Genomic DNA, 17644 nt, shown 5'->3' on the forward strand with positions numbered 1-17644 from the left:
TTATAATTTTTTCTTAGATTATGCTAACAAAAGTATATGTTGCGCAGAATGCTTCTGCGCAACATATACTTTTCGTTATAGCATAATCTAAGAAAAAACCCTTTAAATCATCATCTGAAATGTCGTTAAATCCAAGTACTTTCTAATAGTGTGAGCTGAGTACCCTCTTCATTTATAATTTTATGTCTACATATTGTTTTATTTTCTTCTCTTATAACCTCTGTGCTTACCTTTATGGTTTCTCCGTAGATTGTTTCTTTTTCGTAGGTTACCTTAATATTCTTTAATTCACAATTTAGTATCACATCCCCAGGCACCGTTTCTAACGCCCAAGCAACATAATTAACATTATTCACATGCATATTTGTATCAATATCACTATATCTCACTTGGAAATTTTTCTCACTATCCACTGTATTTATTGGTTTTATATCCTCAATTTCTATAGAGGTATTATTGCTATCATCTATACCATAGGCCCCATACATCTCTTCTGTAATTCTTATTGGACGTCTTCTATCTGTATTTATTAAAATCCACACAGAAGTCGCATACCCTATTGTATTTCCTTCTATATCAATAATTTCATGCTTTCTATAGGCATAAAATTTTCTAAACGAATATGCAAAAGTTTTTACTTTTATAGTTTCGTTTAAAAGTGGATATGACTCCATTGTTATGTCCCATTTATATAAAACCCACGCCATGTGATTCTCTTTAAGATGCTCTATCCCCACACCTAAAATTTCACTTTGGTACATTGCCATATCACCAAGATAATCTATAATACTTGTAATTAAAGCTCTTTTATGAATATCTACTTCATAATAATGAATGTTATAATTTCTATCTGAAACCATTGGAATCCTGCTCATACTATGCCCCCTGTATTTTATATTTGGCACAATAACTATTAATTTTTATGCCTCTTAATTTTGTTCATACTTAAAATCATATCAAACTAAACTAATACGGTAAACATTAACACTCTAATGTTTACACAAAGTTTTATATTTTTAATAATTTGTTGATTTTAAGGACAAAATTTACATCATATTCACCGCAACTAATGTAAATTAATAATAACGCTTTAGAATTTATTTTTTCTTATATTTTGCTAATAAAATCATATATTGCGCATAATGCATTGAAACAAGCCTTAGCAAGGCTTGTTTTTAGAATATTCAGAGTTTTATGAAATTGTTTTCATCTATGTAATTTTTATGAAAAAAGTGATAAAATAATATTGTCAGTATTCATTGTGAAACTGAACTATATATAAGGATTATCAATATAATCGACTTATATCCTTATGGAATAAGAGCGGAGGTAAAATATGATTAATAATTCTATTCAAAAGAGAAGAATAAAAACAAATCAACTTACAACTATCGGTATGCTGTCAGCTATTTGCGTCGTACTTGGATTAACTGGGTATGGTTTTATTCCACTGCCTGGTGCAAAAGCTACTATCATGCATATTCCTGTTATTATTGGATCTATAATAGGTGGACCTATGGTTGGAATGACTATCGGATTAATATTTGGAATTTTTAGCATTATGCAAAATATTATGGCTCCAAATATACTATCTTTTGCTTTTATAAATCCGCTAGTATCCGTGTTGCCAAGAGTTCTTATTGGCTTTACTTCTTACTATGTTTATAACCTAAGCTTTATTAAAAAAGATAGCCTAAAAATTGGCCTAGCTACTGTTATTGGTTCTTTAACTAACACCTTTGGTGTTCTTACTATGATATACATTTTATATGCAGCTAAATTTGCCGTTTCTAAGGGCATAGATCCTTCTATTGCTGCCAAGACCATTTATGGTATAGCTGTAATAAACGGCGTTCCAGAGGCTATAATAGCTACTATAATTACTATACCTGTAATCCTATCGATTAAAAAGATAAAAAAATAAAAAAAGGCACTTAGCGTTTGCTAAGTGTCTTTGTTTTTTTATGCGTTTAATTTAGCCATTAATGCTTCTAAATCAAGACCATGAACCATTGCTGCTTCTTCTATTGTTTCAGCTTGTGCTGAAGGACATCCTACACAACCCATTCCAAATCCCATTAGTACTTCAACTGATTCTGGTTTTTGTCTTACAACTTCACCTATTGTCATATCCTTAGTTATTATCATAGTATCTACCTCGCTTTTTTTTAATTTTAAATAATTATATCAGAATTTAACTAGCAAATAAATAAAAATATTTATTTAACTTTAATTATCATTCTCATTCTATTGCATATGCTTCTATTTTACAAGTACGCACTTTTTTAATCTTTAGTATATACTTGTATACCTTAAATCATCTCCACAATATTATAATTCCCTATAATATATAAGACATACCTATTGCAAAAATTATCTTTACAATAGGTATGTCTATTTTCTATATTTCAGTTAATACCATTGTTTGATCTCTTTTTGGTCCTACTGATACTATTGAAACTTTAACTCCTGTAAATTCTTCAATTCTCTTTATGTATATTTTAGCATTTGCTGGAAGCTCATCATAACTTCTTGCCTCTGCTATACCTTCGTCCCAACCTTCAAACTCTTCATATACTGGAACGCATTTAGCTAAATCCTCAAGACTTGCTGGGAAGTAATCTATAACGCTTCCTTCGAATTCATAACCTACACAAATTTTAATTTTTTCAAGTCCTGCTAACGTATCTATTTTAGTTACAGCAAAGCTAGTAAGTCCTGAAATTCTTGCTGCAGTTTTTAGTATAACAAGGTCAAGCCATCCACATCTTCTTGCTCTGCCTGTTGTTACACCAAATTCAAATCCTTTTTCGCGAATCCATTCTCCAACTTCATTATCAAGTTCTGTTGGAAATGGTCCTTTTCCTACTCTTGTAGTATAAGCTTTCGCTATTCCTACAGCATTTGTTATCATAGTAGGTCCTATTCCAGCTCCAGTGCAAACTCCTCCTGCAATAGTGTTAGAAGAAGTTACAAAAGGATATGAACCATAATCTATATCAAGTAGAGTTCCTTGTGCTCCTTCAAATAAAACATTTTTTCCTGATTTTATTGCGTCAAAAACTTTTACTGATATATCTTTTACAAAAGGTCTCATTCTTTCTGCATACTCTAAGTATTGTGTATATATTGTATCAAAATCTAGTGCTTTTCCACCCAAAACTTTTGTTATTATATCATTCTTCATTGATAAACTAGTTTTAAGTTTTTCCTTGAAAACATCTTTTTTCATTAAATCACAAACTCGAATTCCACTTCTTTCAAACTTGTCAGTGTAACAAGGGCCTATACCTTTTTTTGTAGTTCCTATATCATTTTTACCTCTAGCTATTTCATATAGATTATCTAACTCTTTATGGTATGGCATTATAACCTGTGATCTATCACTAATCATTAATCTTTCTGGAGTTATGTTCTCACCTAGCGCTTCTAAGTAGTCAATTTCTGTAAATAGTGCTTGTGGGTCTACAACCACTCCATTACCTATTACATTCAATTTATCTTTATATAATATTCCTGATGGTATTAAGTGAAGCTTATATTCTTTTTCTCCTACGACTACAGTATGACCTGCATTATTTCCACCTTGGAATCTGACAACCACATCAGCTCCCTCAGCTAGATAATCCGTCATCTTACCTTTACCTTCGTCTCCCCATTGGGCCCCTAAAATAATAAATGCTGACATATAAATTCCTCGCTTTCTTTCATTTCGCAATAAAATTTCACAATTAATGTATTTAAGAAATTCTATTGTCTCATATGTTTACATACCTTTTAAATTATACACTTTTAATATTGATATAACCAATTATTTAGTTTAAATACTATTAGTCTTCCTTTTTAGCTATGTCTCTAGCTACAACTACGCCAGTTGTTGATGCTTGCATTAGTCCTCTAGTTATTCCTGCTCCATCACCTATGGTGTACAAATTGCTAATAGATGTTTCAAATTTATCATTTGTACTAATCTTACTAGAATAGAACTTTACTTCCACTCCATAGAGTAGTGTATTTTTACTATATAAACCTGGTGCTATCTTATCAAAAGCCTTTAATGCTTCTACTATAGAAGTTAAATGCCTTTGTGGCAATACAAAGCTTAAATCTCCTGGTACTGCTGATTTTAAAGTAGGCACAGTAGTTGATTTAGCTAATCTGTCATAATCTGTTCTTCTTCCTTTTAATAAATCTCCCAGTCTTTGAACCATTATGCCTCCGCCAGTTAACATATTACCTAGCTGAGCTATATATTTCCCATAAGAAATAGGTTGATCAAAAGGCTCCGTAAACGTAGTAGATACAAGCATTGCAAAATTTGTATTAGTTGTTCTTAGCTTTTGATCTGAATAGCTATGACCATTTACAACTGCTATTTTATTATCATCATAATATTCTGCCGACACTACTCCACCTGGGTTCATACAAAAGGTTCTAACCTTACTGTCAAATGTATCAGAATAATATACTAATTTTGCTTCATATAAATCCTTAGTTAAATGATCCATAACAGAATTAGGTACCTCTACGCGAAGTCCAATATCTACTGCATTATTAGTAACCACAATATTATGTTTTTTGGCTTCATTTGAAATCCATTCCGCCCCACCTCTACCTGGTGCTGCTACAACATATTTTGCATCAACGCGAACCACACCGTCTTTATTTTTTAACAATATCCCAGTGGCCTTATTATCTTCTATTAATATTTCTTCTACTTCACTAAGTTCTATAAATTCTGTATTTGTATTATCCATTAAATGATGGTACATAGATTTTAAAACTTCATAGGCAAGTTCTGTTCCTAAATGCCTTACTGGACATTCAACCAGACGAATATTATGTTTACTTGCTTCGTATTTAACCTCGTCAACCTTATCACTATTGAGTCCATATATTTTTTCATTTGCTCCAAATTTTATATAAATGTCATCACAATACTTTATTAATTTTTTTGATTCATCTTCAGAATAATATTCAAGAAGTCTTCCACCCACCTCTGGGCTTAAAGAAAGTTTACCATCTGAAAAAGCTCCAGCACCTGACCATCCAAATGTTATCCCACAAGGATTACATTTAACACATTTTCCATTAGCTCTCGCCGGACATTTTCTTTTCTCTATACTTCTTCCCTTATCAACTATAAGTACACTAAGTTCAGGGTTTTTATTTGTAATTTCTAGTGCCGTAAATATTCCCGCAGGTCCGGCTCCTACAATAACTACATCGTAAAAATCTTTCATTTCACATATCCTCCTGTATTACTCTGTGGTAGATAACAATTATAAATCGTTATCTCTACTGTATTAATTTCAGGCAAATAACAATTATAAGTGTTTCTTTACCCACTTAATAGTATCAGAGCTAGGTGTCTCAGTCAACATAAAATGCGAATATTTATAATTTATTTTTAATAATAGTTCGTGTATTTTTATTGCAAATCTATATTACTCATCCCATAAACCCTCTGTTAATTTTTCTATTTCTTTTTTTCTTTTCAAAGTTTCTTCATTATCAATAGTTATACTTTTTGATATCTCTATAACCGTACCTTCCTGGGCCTCCATTGGCAATTTTCTTTTATCTATATTAATTGTTTTTCCGCCCTGAAGCTCTACTACTGCATAGTTTCCTTCAAATCTATCTATTATTCCCTTCATTCCTATCACCTTTACCTAAACATTTCTTATTTATTTATAAAACTCTTATAAATACTTATATTATCTAGGGACCATATTCTTTCTGAAAATTTACCTTGCTCTGTATCAGTTAATGCCTTATTCATATCATACATTCTTGCATCCATTATATCTAAATGATGTAGCATCTCAGCTTCCGGTATCATAGGTTTTTTAGGACTTCCATATTCCGCTTCATAATGATGAGCTAGCACCATATGTTGTAATAACATGGATACCTCTTTGTCTGCTTTAACCTGGATACTTGCTGTTTCTATCATTTTAATTCCTTGAACTATATGTCCTATAAGTTGGCCTTCTATTGTATATTCAGATACAATCCCAAGTTCACTAGCATTCATTTCATATATTTTACCAATATCATGAAGTATTATACCTGCATATAGTAAATCCGTATTTAGAAAAGTATAAATTTCACTTAATTTTTCCCCTGCCTTAAGCATAGTGGTTGTATGATATAAAAGTCCTGCCCTTACAGCATGATGATTAGACTTAGCTGCAGGATAATGCATTAGCTTTTCTTCATTATCACTTAAAATATTTGTAACTATATTTTGAATATCTGTATTTTTAATTTTAGATAGATAATTTAAAATATCATCATACATTTTTTCTGGTGGATATGGTGCCACTGCAACATAATCACCTATTTTAACTTCATCTTTTTCCTCTGCCAGCCTTATCATTTCTATTTTTAATTGAAGTTTTCCTCTCCACTCATTTACAGTACCTTTTACTTTCACTAAAATATTTTGTTTGAATGTATTTTCTAATTCTTCATTACATTCCCAAAGTTTTGCATTTATATCGCCTGTAGCATCTCCTAAGTTAAAATCAAAATATTTATTTGTATTACTATTATTGGAAACCTTAATATCTACAGATTTTATAACGAAAAAACCTTCAACTCTATCACCTTTTTTTATTTCACTTATCTTTTTAATTTCCATATTTATCTCCTTATATTGTATTGAACTTATTATATATAATACATTATGCTGATATAAGTGCTTAATATTTCTATATCTGTTAAATAAATTACACAACTTAAATATACTCTCTAATTATACATCATTATTGTTTTTCCTCCAATATTATTATAATTGCCTATAAATTAAGAAATCCTTCACTTAAGAAGGATTTTTTAATTTTCTTTTTATGATCCAAATTGAAGATAGTCTACTTTTCATTGTAGCAATATACTCTCTTTTAGCATTATTTGTAAATCTAAATATTACTTCACTTAATAGTATAGCAAATACCAAATCTAGTATCACATGTTGCTTAACAAATTGGGTAGATATAATTATAAGTATCCCTATTATATTAAAAATTAAGCTTACAATTGTACTATTTTTAGTATGATTAATGCCTTTCATTAGAATATAAGTTGTTGTAACATGCATACTTGGAAAGCAGTTAAATGGATTATCATATTTATATATTATAGTTACTAATTTAGATAATATATCTAAATTAGTAACTATTGGCCTAGGTACTGTGGTTTGAAAAACAGCATAGATAATATAACATATGGCTATTCCAATATTTAAACTAATTAAAGAAATATAATAATTTTTACGATTTTTCATACATAAATATATTAAACCTATAGCAATATAAGCATACCAAGTTATATATGGCAGTATAAATATTTTAAGAAATGGTATTGTTCCATCTAAATTTGTTACTAAACTATTTATATTTCCATCTCCATTATTTAAAAGTTTATAAAAAATAATAGAAATTGCAATAGATATCATAAAACTCAATGCAATTAAGTCTTTCTTAAGCTTTTTCATAAAGTCTCCTTTCTACCTTACTCTTGCAATCATCACAAAATATTCTTAACCTTTAAATTTAAATTTCAGTATATATACATTTTCTGCAGTACAAGGATTAATATTCATGTTTTTTAAATTTTACATAAAAAAAACTATTTATATATGAAATACTCATATATAAATAGTTTTTTTCTATTGTATAAATTTGGAGCTGAAAAAGGGGATCGAACCCTCGACCTACGCGTTACGAGTGCGTTACTCTACCAACTGAGCTATTTCAGCATATCTAAAGAGGGTTTAAACCTCTTTAATAATTATACATATTTTTATTTAAATGTAACCCATTTATATCAGTAAATGAATTAGTAGCAATTAAAATCAAATCAATTAACGCCCATATTCCAAAACCACCAAAGGTTAAGATCATTAAAATTCCTGTACCTGTTTTCCCTACATAAAATCTATGAATACCAAGCGGTCCAATAAAAATGCAAAGGAGTAATGCAACTAACCAGTTTTTTTCACTAATAGTCCTTACTTCGTTCTTACTGTGTTGAATTAATAAATTAATACCACAGGTTTTGCAAAAATTAGATCCATCATCATTTTGGGCACTACAATTATGACAGAACATTAAATCACCCTTTTCACATTATTTTAATATCATATTTACATTTTATCATATGTGTCAACATTTTACTATATGTATAACATTTATCTATTTACCAATAATTTTGAATTACCTACCGCCACAAACTCATTTCTATCAATATATATCTTTTTCTATATCATAAAAAAATAATATTATTTTCTTAGAGGATGTGATCAAAAGTATATATTGCGTAAAATGCGTATGAGCAAGCCTTAGTAATTCTTAATTTATTTTATTTACGGCTGCGTAAAGAAAAATGCATGTTTGAGCGAAGCGAGTTTGCATTTTTTAGCAGCTGTAAATAAAATAAATTTTAGAATTACCTGGCGACGCGAACGCATTTGTAGCAATATATACTTTTAGTTAAAAGATCCTCTAAGAAAAATTTTTTCAATTTACATAAGATTATTGCTTAATCTCTATGAATTACATCAAGCCTCGCAAATTTACTGAATTGACCTATCCATGCCAGTCTTACTGTACCTACAGGACCATTCCTTTGTTTTGCTATAATACACTCTGCTACATTCTTATCTTCTGTTTCCTTATCATAATACTCATCTCTATATAAGAACATAACAATGTCAGCATCCTGCTCAATGGATCCTGACTCTCTAAGGTCAGAAAGCATTGGCCTATGATCGGCTCTTTGCTCTGGCGCACGTGACAGCTGTGATAATGCTATAACAGGGCACTGCATCTCTTTTGCAAGGGCTTTAATAGATCTTGATATTTCTGATACTTCTTGTTGTCTACTTTCTGGATTACTACCAGACATAAGTTGAAGATAATCTATAACTATCATGTCTATACCATGCTCCATTTTTAGTTTTCTACATTTTGAACGCATATCCATAACAGAAGTTCCTGCTGTATCATCAATAAATATTTTAGCAGCGGCTAAAGGCCCAGATGCTTTCGCTATGTTTTCCCAATCCTTATCTTCTAAATTACCATGTCTAAGCTTTGACATATCAACATTTGCTTCTGAACAAAGTAATTTATAGGCAAGTTGTTCCTTAGACATTTCCAGTGAAAATATAGCTACGTTTTTCCCTTCTCGAAGGGCTGCATACTCAGCTAAATTTAGTGCAAAAGTAGTTTTACCCATAGAAGGTCTCGCAGCAATAAGAATCATATCCCCCTTTTGAAATCCAGCGGTCTTATCATCTAGTTCTGGGAAACCACTAGGTATTCCAGTTGTTTCTCCTTTATTATTAAAGATTCTTTCTATTTCTAAAAAGCCTCTCTCAAGCACCGTATTCATTGGTTCAAAATCACTTGAATTTTTTCTTTCTGCTATATTAAAGACCTTTTGCTCTGCGAGGTCCATTACTGCTTCCACATCATCTTGCTTATTATAACAATTTTCCATAATTTCCGTAGAAGCTCTAATAAGTTTCCTTAAAGTAGACTTATCATCTACAATTTTTATGTAAGAACTTAAATTAGCAGTAGAGGGTATCGAGTTACTTATTTCTGTAATATAAGTAATTCCCCCTGAAGCTTCTAACTTTTCAGAAGAACGTAAATGCTCCAGTAGTGTAATCATATCAATAGGTGTGTCCTTTTGATATAAATCAAAAATAGCGTTGAATATAACCTTATGAGAATCTCTGTAAAAATCATCACCATTTAAAATCTCCACGACCCTTGATATGGCAGTTTTATCTATAAGCATTGATCCAATTACCGATTGTTCTGCTTCTAAGTTATAAGGCAAACTTCTAAGGGGTGTATCCATTTTTCATCTCTCCTAAGGTAATGTTTATGCCCTGCTAAAATTTCAGCCTGGAAGATGTAATCATCTTCCAGGGTGATTATTTAACAGGGCCATTAATTATAGTTAATTGTATTTTATGCGAAGACTAATTTCATTAGTTCCTCAATGGTTGATATAGCTTTTGTTTCAATATCCACAAGATCAATAGGTACTTCTTTTTCATTTTCCTTGGGAACAATGACTAGCTTAATTCCTTTTCTTCTTGCACCATAAATTTTCTCAAATATGCCGCCTACTGGTTTTATAATACCACGAAGTGATATCTCTCCAGTTACTGCGATATCCTGTCTTAAAGGTTTATCTAAAAGTGAACTAATTATGCATACAGTTATAGCTGCTCCGGCGGATGGTCCATCTATTTTACCCCCACCTACTATATTTACATGTATGTCATAATCCTTAATATCCTTATTTGTGGTCTTTCTTATTACTGACGCAGCATTAAATACCGAGTCCTTAGCCATACTTCCAGCCGTATCATTAAATCTTACTTGGCCTTTACCTTTTTCCTTGGCTTCAAATACTGATGTTTCTATTTCTATAGTTGAACCTATGTACCCTGACACTCCAAGTCCATATATATGTCCTACTTCAAACTTAACTTCCGTATCTAATTCCTCATAAGGAGTAAGTCTACTTATAGATATAACATCTAAAAGATCTTTAAGCTCAATTTTAATTTTAGAAGTCTTTACTAATTCTCTATTATGCAATACATATCCATAAGCATCCGCTAAAATATTTACGGCTTTTCTTCCTTCAATAGTATATCTACTGATGGTTTCCGCCACTCCATCTGCAACTTCAACTTTCAATTTATGAGCAGCATTAACTACTATAGTTTCAATATCTTTCGCAGTTAATGGTTCAAAATAAACTTCAGTACATCTTGATCTTAACGCCGGGTTTATTTCTGATGGTTCCCGAGTTGTAGCTCCTATTAAAACAAAATCTGCTGGAGCACCTTTGTCAAATAAATATTTTATATATTTAGGTGTGTTTTCATCTTCAGGATCATAATAAGATGATGAAAACTCAACTCTTTTATCTTCTAATACTTTAAGAAGTTTGTTTTGAAGTATATTATCCAGTTCTCCTATTTCATCGATAAATAATATTCCTCCATGAGCCTCAGTAACAAGCCCTGTTTTAGGTTCAGGAATTCCAACTTCAGCTAGATCTCTTTTACTTCCCTGATATATTGGGTCATGAACAGATCCCAGCAGAGGATTTGTTATTTCTCTTGGATCCCATCTGAGTGTTGTGCCATCTACTTCTATAAATTTAGCATCTTTGTCATAAATAGTGTAACTCAGCTTTTTAGCTTCCTCAAGAGCAAGTCTAGCTGCAGTGGTCTTACCCACTCCAGGAGGTCCATAAAGGATAATATGTTGAGGATATGGTGACGCCATTTTAGATATCAGTGATTTTATAGCTCTTTCTTGCCCAACTATTTCACTAAAACTCTCCGGCCTTAAAATAGCTTGTATATTTTTCGTTAGTTTTCTACTATCAAGTAATTCTAAATCATCATATTTTTTGAGGGTTTTAGCATTTTCAGGACCCTTTTGTTTTTTAATTATGCTAAGTCTTACCTCATCAATATACTTATCTTGCTTTTCCATTAGATTTTTTTCTACTTCAGCTTCGATCTTATTTTGCACATATCTTTTAGCTATTTCTTCAGTAAGAAAGTCATTAGTGTTGTCTAACACCTCATGAATATTTTTGGGACTCGGTACTACATCTATGCCCTTACCGTTGCTTACAATTTTATTTAGTGCATATAATCTTTTATATATATCTTCGCTTTTTATATACTTTTGCAGTTTGAATTTTATGGTTTTAGCCTTTATACTGCTCTCGTCTATTACGTTTCTCATTATTTCATATAAAACGTCAATTTGTGTATCCAGTGGTAAAGTATCTTTTGCAATGGGTTCTCCCATCTTATTAACAAGTAATGTCTTCAAGCTCAATCCGCTTTAATAGATAACATTATCATTTATTTACTAAAGCGTTTCCTCCCTTCTTTTTATATGATTATTCCTCACAAACAAGAACTTTTATTTTAGTAGATATTTCTGGGTATACTTTAACTTCTACTTCATAAGTTCCTAATAATTTTATTGTATCTGTTACTATTTTCTTTTTATCAACATCTAAATTATATTGTTTATTTAATGCCATTGCTATATCTTTATTTGTAATTGCACCAAAAAGTTTTCCATTTTCTCCAGCCTTGCCGATTATTTTTACAACCTTATCTTTAAGTTCGTTAGCTGTTTTTTGTGCCTGCTCAATTTCAGCAGTTTTCTTTTTTCTTTCAGTTTCATTCTTTTTATTTAATATGTGCATATTTGGGTCTGTAGCTTCTTCTGCCAATTTCCTAGGAAATAAAAAATTCCTTGCATACCCATCTGCGGCGTTTACCACATCTCCCTTTTTACCTACACTTTTAATATCTTTTAATAAAATAACTTTCATTATTTTTCACCTTCCTTTAAATATTCAGCTATAGCTTCATTTAATTTCGCCACTACTTCTTGAGTTGTAAGTGAAGTAAATTTTGTACCAGCCATAGTCATATGTCCACCTCCGCCTAATGTCTCTAATATTAATTGTACATTGATTTTTCCAAGAGACCTTCCGCTAACAAATACTTCATCTCCTATTTTAACAATAACAAATGACGCCTCAATACCAGTAATATTTAAAAGCTCATCAGCTGCTTGAGCCGCAAGTACGGTATCTTCTATTGCCTGGGGACAAACTGCTATAGCAATTTCATTTTTAACTTCTGCTGATCTTATTATATCAGCTCTTTTTAAATAAATGTCTAAATCATCAGAAAACATTTTTTTAACATCCATAGTATCCGCACCATGACGCCTTAAAAAAGCAGCGGCTTCAAAAGTTCTAACTCCTGTTTTAAAATAGAAATTTTTTGTATCTATACATATTCCTGCTAGAAGACACACTGCTTCTATATGTTTAAGCTTTGGCTTATCTACCATATATTGAATCATTTCAGTAACTAGTTCAGCAGTAGATGATGCGTAAGTTTCCATATAGCTAAGCACTACTCCTTGTATAAAATCTTGCGATTTTCTATGATGATCAATTATAACTACTTTTTCTACTTCTTTAACTATTTCTAAATTCAGCACATGACCTTCATTATGAACATCTACTATTATAAGCAAATTATTAGATTTTTTCACACTTTTAAATTTTTCAATTGATATAAATGTGTTTTTATATTCCTCATCAACCAATAATATATCCATCATGCTTTTTATGCCATTACTTATTCCTTCGAGAATAATATAACATTCTTTATTCGTACTTTTAATAATACTATGTAGACCAATTGCCGAACCTAGACAATCAGCATCAGGGTTTTTATGTCCCATAATGAAAATTACATCACTCTCATTTACTAAATCCATTAATGCATGAGCAATAACTCTTGCGCGAACTTTAGTTCTTTTCTCAACTTCTTTTGTTTTTCCTCCAAAGAAAGATAATTTATCACCTTTTTTTACTACTACCTGATCACCACCACGACCTAAGGCAAGCTCCTTGGCTGAAGCCGCAAATTCATAGTTTTTTGAAGGCGTATCTTCTCCTCTTCCTATTCCTACACTTAAAGTAACTGCTAGCTTGTTACCATTGCTTATTTCACGAACACTATCTAGTATATCAAATTTCTTTTCTATTTCTTTTTCAATGTACTTATCTTGGACTATAATAACATATTTATTAGATGTATACTTTTTTACTACAGCATTTACGCTCTGTCCATAGCTATTTATTGTTCGCTCAATATCAGCTGCAAGTAGTGGTGCCTTATCTTCTTCTGTAGTTTTAATAACATCATCAAGATTATCGACCTCTACTAGCATAACACTTTCTCTATTACCGTTAATACCTTTTATTAAATTGTTTTTTTCAGTTATATCATAAAAATATAAAAGCATAATTTTATCTTTAACATTTTTATTTTCGTCTGTATCCACAATATTGGTATAAATCTCATAAAAACTATTTTTTATTTTAATATTTGGAAAAAGATTTTTTTTCCCATCTAAAACTTGCTTTAAAGGCAGTTCCTTAATTATATCTCTAATATTTTTATTAAAAAGATCTTCTCCTTCAAGCATTGTGGTTACACTTTGATTGTACCATAAAATGTTTCCCATATATCCTATAATTATTAATGGAAATGGAAGCTTTACTAAAGTACTTGTAGTTGCTATATCAAGTTTAGAGGAAAAATTTTCAATAAATTTTTTCCACTCACTTTTTTTTATCTTCGTGTTGTAAATATTGTACACTACTAGTATGGCGTATAATCCTAGTGTAAGTATACCCACTTCAAAATGTCCATAATAAAATATTATACATATAAATAGAGCCATGGTCACCATATATATTTTATTATTAACATCGAAGTAATTATATTTGTTATCCATAATTCGCCCCCAATTATTTTCTTTTAATTCTATATGGGTCAAGCCTTCTAAAATCAAAAGCCATTTCCATGAGTCCTATTGAAAAGTAAATATTACCTAGAGACGAAAGTGTTGTTAACCCTATAATTATTGCTACTACTGGCTTTGATAGATTTCTTTTAACCCTTAAAAAATATACACTTGCTGCCAGACCATTTATCATGAATACATACCGCGTAACAATCTGAGAGGCATTTAGTATATAGTCCCCACCAGTTATTTTTTTTGATGAAAGTATTATTCCTATACATACTATGCCTATGAGTACAGCTCCTACTATGTTAGAAACATAAACTCTGCTAAAAGGTAATACCTCCTGCATTTTATAATTCAGCTTGTTTAATATCACTCTAGACACCATATAATTAAAATAAGCTGATATAAATGAGAAAATAAAAATAAATCCAGGTATTGCTACCAAAACCATCATAACATCCATTTTCTTTATCAGTTCAAAATTTTCATCTAAAAGCTTTAACTGCTTTGGAGTTACTCCTGATTGCACATAACTTGCTTTTAATTGATTTAAGGAAATCCTCATTGATTCTTTAATAAACTCTAATTTATTGGCAATAAAATTCATAAAACTTATTTTTTCTATAAACAACATAAAAAAAGCTACGGTCAATACAAAGGATATTGCAGAAGCAATAGCTAAAAATAATAATGTTACAGAGGGTTTTTTATTTTTCTTAATACAATAGCCAAGTACAATACCAACAATACTACAAGTTATAGCTGAATATATTGCCATTATTGGATTATAGACTAAGGATGTTATAATTATACTGAGTAATATCGCAGTGAATGTTATCTTGATGTTATGCCTTGTATAGAGTATTGCCACAGGAATTGGTAATAACAATGTTCCTACAACCGATACAAATGGCAAATATCCTGTTATAACCATTATTATTGAAATTATAACAGCCATAAGTGAAGCTTCCACCATTGCCTTTGTACTATAATCCTTATTCTTCATTTTTTCCTCCATCATTTATCTTCCTTTTATGTGTATATACAGTCTACTTAGATCTTTTCCATCTTTTTCTATGTTATCTCCTTCAACTATACCTACCTTTAGTTTCTTTTTCATACTTTCGTCCACAGCTACATTAGAGTACCCCAGCCTTTCAGCTAATATATATAAAAGTATTATTGCCCCTGAAATACAATCTAGTATAGCGTCCTGAGCAACATTACTCCCTTTACTTAGTAATTTGAAGAAATCACCTATTATACATAGTAGCTCAGCCTTCAAACTTTCAATTAGCTTAACATTAGACATTATATTAAAATCATCTCTTTTCATAGTATATCATCTCCCCCTGTAGGCTTATGCGTATAACTCTATTTTAGTTATTTTTGTAGGATTATGCAACTAAAGTTTATTTTTATATATGGATATATAATCTTAAATAGGTAATCTAATATTTAATAATTTTAAATGTTTACATTTTATGGGTTGTAATTACAAGTATACTACAAATTACAGCCAAGCATATATATTTTAAAATTTATATTTCTATTATTCACTGATTTTTTTATTTTTATTTTAAAAAAATAAAAGCAGCTACCGTAAGGCGCTGCTTTCAGTCATTTACTACTCAGTAGTAAATGGTAGTAATGCTATATTTCTTGCTCTTTTTATAGATACAGTAAGCATTCTTTGATGTTTTGCACAGTTTCCAGAAATTCTTCTAGGAAGAATCTTTCCTCTTTCTGTAACATACTTTCTCAATTTGTTTATATCTTTATAATCAATTGCAGTTGCTTTATCCATACAGAAAGCACAAACTTTTCTTTTCATTCTCTTTCTGTTTCCACCAGCAGCACTTCCGCCACTGCTTCTTTTACGCTCGTTCATAGCCATTAATTTTTTCCTCCTTACCTAATATTAGAATGGGATGTCTCCATCATCAATTGGTGTTATATCGCTAGCACCGCCAAAATCTTTAGATCCAGCATTTGATTCGCCATTATAGCCACCTTGATTAGTATTCGTTTCTGATGCTTTATTGCCTCCCCATTCGAGGAAACCAACTTCATCAGCAATCACTTCAGTAACATATCTTTTATTACCGTCTTTAGCTTCATAATTTCTAGTTTGAATGTTTCCAGAAACGCTTATCAGTTTACCTTTACTCATATAATTAGCAGTAGCTTCCGCTTGCTTGCCAAATACAACTACAGGTATAAAATCAGCTTCTGGTTGACCTTCTCGCTTAAATCTTCTATTAACGGCTACAGTAAAAGTGGCTACAGCTGTTCCTGTTCCTTGAGCAAATTTAAGCTCAGGATCTTTTGTTAATCTACCAACTAAAACAACTTTATTCATAAAAGCACCACCTATTTTTCTGGATTTATTATGATATGTCTTATAACACTGTCAGTAATTCTGAATACTCTATCTAATTCTTTCGGTAATTCAGGATTTGAATTGAAATTGATTAATGTATAGTGGCCTTCGCCAACTTTTTGTATTTCGTAAGCTAACTTTCTCTTACCCCACGCATCAATATTTTCAATTACTCCACCATTATTTTCTATTACACCTTTAAACTTTTCAACGTTAGCTTTAACAGCTTCTTCGTCTAATGAAGGATGTAATATGAATATAGTTTCATACTTTCTCATTAATTTCACCTCCTCCCCTCGGACTAACGGCTGCGCATTGCACAGCAGGGATTACCCAATAGATTATATCACTTAATTATACAAAAATCAAGTTATAATTTTGTAGTAATTACATTTTCTTTTATAATTTTCTTTACTCCAGAATCAAATTTAATCCTTGGAAGCATAACTAGCCTTCCACAACCTAAACATTTTATTTTTATATCTGCACCCAACCTTACAATCTCCCAGTTCTTGCTACCACAAGGGTGTGTCTTTTTCATTTCAACAATATCACCTAAATTAAATACCTTCATTATGCATCCCACCTTCTACATCGTCATAACTTTTACACTTTCTCCATCGCAAGCGAAAATTTCTTTTACTTTTATATTTTCTGAATTTATAAGTTTAATTATACTTTGAATGTTTTCTTCGTCTATTTTTAAACTAATCCCACAACTTTTAGTTATATAGGTAGGCGTAGGAATAACTACTACCTTTATCTTTTCATTTATAGTTTCTCTTTCTGCTTTCATAGCTTCATGTGTATTTTGAAATGTTACTATATAATGTTTACTCATGTTTTCACC

The 17644-nt window shown here is 30.9% G+C and carries 20 protein-coding genes and 1 tRNA gene; 1 reads left to right on the top strand and 20 read right to left on the bottom strand.

Annotated features, from left to right (window positions below):
* Nucleotides 1-125: 125 nt before the first annotated feature.
* On the bottom strand, nt 126-875 hold the full coding sequence (locus Ctaglu_RS05290) for an acyl-[acyl-carrier-protein] thioesterase (RefSeq protein ID WP_124998778.1): 750 nt from the start codon (nt 873-875) through the stop codon (nt 126-128).
* Between the two features lie 461 nt (nt 876-1336).
* Between Ctaglu_RS05290 and Ctaglu_RS05295 the strand changes: the two genes are divergently transcribed.
* Nucleotides 1337-1924, top strand: a complete 588-nt coding sequence (locus Ctaglu_RS05295) for an ECF transporter S component (protein WP_124998780.1) — start codon at nt 1337-1339, stop codon at nt 1922-1924.
* 38 nt (nt 1925-1962) lie between these two features.
* On the opposite strand, the gene Ctaglu_RS05300 is transcribed toward Ctaglu_RS05295, so the two are convergent.
* From Ctaglu_RS05300 to Ctaglu_RS05390, 19 genes are all read right to left on the bottom strand, one after another.
* On the bottom strand, nt 1963-2145 hold the full coding sequence (locus tag Ctaglu_RS05300; RefSeq protein ID WP_124998866.1) for a DUF1858 domain-containing protein: 183 nt from the start codon (nt 2143-2145) through the stop codon (nt 1963-1965).
* 256 nt (nt 2146-2401) lie between these two features.
* Nucleotides 2402-3688 carry an adenylosuccinate synthase gene (locus tag Ctaglu_RS05305; protein WP_124998782.1) on the bottom strand — a complete coding sequence of 429 codons (1287 nt, stop codon included), beginning with the start codon at nt 3686-3688 and terminating at the stop codon, nt 2402-2404.
* Between the two features lie 142 nt (nt 3689-3830).
* Nucleotides 3831-5243: an NAD(P)/FAD-dependent oxidoreductase gene (locus Ctaglu_RS05310; protein WP_124998785.1), complete on the bottom strand. Its 1413-nt coding sequence runs from the start codon at nt 5241-5243 to the stop codon at nt 3831-3833.
* Between the two features lie 204 nt (nt 5244-5447).
* Nucleotides 5448-5660 (bottom strand): DUF3006 domain-containing protein, encoded by a 213-nt coding sequence (locus Ctaglu_RS05315; RefSeq protein WP_124998787.1) that lies wholly within the window; start codon nt 5658-5660, stop codon nt 5448-5450.
* 26 nt (nt 5661-5686) lie between these two features.
* Nucleotides 5687-6649 carry a 3'-5' exoribonuclease YhaM family protein gene (locus tag Ctaglu_RS05320; protein ID WP_124998789.1) on the bottom strand — a complete coding sequence of 321 codons (963 nt, stop codon included), beginning with the start codon at nt 6647-6649 and terminating at the stop codon, nt 5687-5689.
* Between the two features lie 180 nt (nt 6650-6829).
* Nucleotides 6830-7501 carry a phosphatase PAP2 family protein gene (locus Ctaglu_RS05325; protein ID WP_124998791.1) on the bottom strand — a complete coding sequence of 224 codons (672 nt, stop codon included), beginning with the start codon at nt 7499-7501 and terminating at the stop codon, nt 6830-6832.
* Nucleotides 7502-7689: 188 nt separating this feature from the next.
* A tRNA-Thr gene (locus Ctaglu_RS05330) sits at nt 7690-7765 on the bottom strand.
* Nucleotides 7766-7790: 25 nt separating this feature from the next.
* On the bottom strand, nt 7791-8117 hold the full coding sequence (locus tag Ctaglu_RS05335; RefSeq protein WP_124998793.1) for a zinc-ribbon domain and TM2 domain-containing protein: 327 nt from the start codon (nt 8115-8117) through the stop codon (nt 7791-7793).
* A 430-nt stretch (nt 8118-8547) separates the two neighbouring features.
* Nucleotides 8548-9879: a replicative DNA helicase gene (locus Ctaglu_RS05340; protein WP_124998795.1), complete on the bottom strand. Its 1332-nt coding sequence runs from the start codon at nt 9877-9879 to the stop codon at nt 8548-8550.
* Nucleotides 9880-9992: 113 nt separating this feature from the next.
* Complete coding sequence (gene lonC / locus Ctaglu_RS05345) at nt 9993-11867, bottom strand: Lon family ATP-dependent protease (protein WP_124998868.1); 1875 nt, start codon at nt 11865-11867, stop codon at nt 9993-9995.
* A gap of 94 nt (nt 11868-11961) precedes the next feature.
* Complete coding sequence (gene rplI / locus Ctaglu_RS05350) at nt 11962-12405, bottom strand: 50S ribosomal protein L9 (RefSeq protein WP_124998797.1); 444 nt, start codon at nt 12403-12405, stop codon at nt 11962-11964.
* Complete coding sequence (locus Ctaglu_RS05355) at nt 12405-14396, bottom strand: DHH family phosphoesterase (protein WP_124998799.1); 1992 nt, start codon at nt 14394-14396, stop codon at nt 12405-12407. The genes rplI and Ctaglu_RS05355 overlap by 1 nt, the downstream gene beginning before the upstream one ends.
* Before the next feature lie 13 nt (nt 14397-14409).
* Nucleotides 14410-15417: a YybS family protein gene (locus Ctaglu_RS05360; protein ID WP_185732594.1), complete on the bottom strand. Its 1008-nt coding sequence runs from the start codon at nt 15415-15417 to the stop codon at nt 14410-14412.
* A gap of 15 nt (nt 15418-15432) precedes the next feature.
* Nucleotides 15433-15747: a MazG-like family protein gene (locus Ctaglu_RS05365; RefSeq protein WP_124998803.1), complete on the bottom strand. Its 315-nt coding sequence runs from the start codon at nt 15745-15747 to the stop codon at nt 15433-15435.
* A gap of 291 nt (nt 15748-16038) precedes the next feature.
* Nucleotides 16039-16302, bottom strand: coding sequence for a 30S ribosomal protein S18 (gene rpsR, locus Ctaglu_RS05370; RefSeq protein ID WP_372481131.1), 264 nt, complete (start codon nt 16300-16302; stop codon nt 16039-16041).
* A 30-nt stretch (nt 16303-16332) separates the two neighbouring features.
* Nucleotides 16333-16773, bottom strand: coding sequence for a single-stranded DNA-binding protein (locus Ctaglu_RS05375; protein ID WP_124998807.1), 441 nt, complete (start codon nt 16771-16773; stop codon nt 16333-16335).
* Nucleotides 16774-16784: 11 nt separating this feature from the next.
* A complete protein-coding gene (gene rpsF / locus Ctaglu_RS05380) occupies nt 16785-17072 on the bottom strand; it encodes a 30S ribosomal protein S6 (protein ID WP_124998809.1) in 288 nt (95 codons plus the stop codon).
* A gap of 92 nt (nt 17073-17164) precedes the next feature.
* Nucleotides 17165-17368 (bottom strand): DUF951 domain-containing protein, encoded by a 204-nt coding sequence (locus Ctaglu_RS05385; protein ID WP_263484359.1) that lies wholly within the window; start codon nt 17366-17368, stop codon nt 17165-17167.
* A 15-nt stretch (nt 17369-17383) separates the two neighbouring features.
* Entirely contained in the window at nt 17384-17635 is a 252-nt protein-coding gene (locus tag Ctaglu_RS05390) for a putative Se/S carrier protein (protein ID WP_124998811.1), read from the bottom strand.
* Between the last annotated feature and the right edge of the window lie 9 nt (nt 17636-17644).

This window comes from Clostridium tagluense (assembly GCF_003865095.1).
Lineage (GTDB): Bacteria > Bacillota > Clostridia > Clostridiales > Clostridiaceae > Clostridium_AD > Clostridium_AD tagluense.

Coding starts and splice junctions, on each gene's coding strand:
- Ctaglu_RS05290 (WP_124998778.1), bottom strand. CDS start 875: ATGAGCAGGATTCCAATGGTTTCAGATAGAAATTATAACATTCATTAT.
- Ctaglu_RS05295 (WP_124998780.1), top strand. CDS start 1,337: ATGATTAATAATTCTATTCAAAAGAGAAGAATAAAAACAAATCAACTT.
- Ctaglu_RS05305 (WP_124998782.1), bottom strand. CDS start 3,688: ATGTCAGCATTTATTATTTTAGGGGCCCAATGGGGAGACGAAGGTAAA.
- Ctaglu_RS05310 (WP_124998785.1), bottom strand. CDS start 5,243: ATGAAAGATTTTTACGATGTAGTTATTGTAGGAGCCGGACCTGCGGGA.
- Ctaglu_RS05315 (WP_124998787.1), bottom strand. CDS start 5,660: ATGAAGGGAATAATAGATAGATTTGAAGGAAACTATGCAGTAGTAGAG.
- Ctaglu_RS05320 (WP_124998789.1), bottom strand. CDS start 6,649: ATGGAAATTAAAAAGATAAGTGAAATAAAAAAAGGTGATAGAGTTGAA.
- Ctaglu_RS05325 (WP_124998791.1), bottom strand. CDS start 7,501: ATGAAAAAGCTTAAGAAAGACTTAATTGCATTGAGTTTTATGATATCT.
- Ctaglu_RS05335 (WP_124998793.1), bottom strand. CDS start 8,117: ATGTTCTGTCATAATTGTAGTGCCCAAAATGATGATGGATCTAATTTT.
- Ctaglu_RS05340 (WP_124998795.1), bottom strand. CDS start 9,879: ATGGATACACCCCTTAGAAGTTTGCCTTATAACTTAGAAGCAGAACAA.
- lonC (WP_124998868.1), bottom strand. CDS start 11,867: ATGGGAGAACCCATTGCAAAAGATACTTTACCACTGGATACACAAATT.
- rplI (WP_124998797.1), bottom strand. CDS start 12,405: ATGAAAGTTATTTTATTAAAAGATATTAAAAGTGTAGGTAAAAAGGGA.
- Ctaglu_RS05355 (WP_124998799.1), bottom strand. CDS start 14,396: ATGGATAACAAATATAATTACTTCGATGTTAATAATAAAATATATATG.
- Ctaglu_RS05360 (WP_185732594.1), bottom strand. CDS start 15,417: ATGAAGAATAAGGATTATAGTACAAAGGCAATGGTGGAAGCTTCACTT.
- Ctaglu_RS05365 (WP_124998803.1), bottom strand. CDS start 15,747: ATGAAAAGAGATGATTTTAATATAATGTCTAATGTTAAGCTAATTGAA.
- rpsR (WP_372481131.1), bottom strand. CDS start 16,302: ATGAACGAGCGTAAAAGAAGCAGTGGCGGAAGTGCTGCTGGTGGAAAC.
- Ctaglu_RS05375 (WP_124998807.1), bottom strand. CDS start 16,773: ATGAATAAAGTTGTTTTAGTTGGTAGATTAACAAAAGATCCTGAGCTT.
- rpsF (WP_124998809.1), bottom strand. CDS start 17,072: ATGAGAAAGTATGAAACTATATTCATATTACATCCTTCATTAGACGAA.
- Ctaglu_RS05385 (WP_263484359.1), bottom strand. CDS start 17,368: ATGAAGGTATTTAATTTAGGTGATATTGTTGAAATGAAAAAGACACAC.
- Ctaglu_RS05390 (WP_124998811.1), bottom strand. CDS start 17,635: ATGAGTAAACATTATATAGTAACATTTCAAAATACACATGAAGCTATG.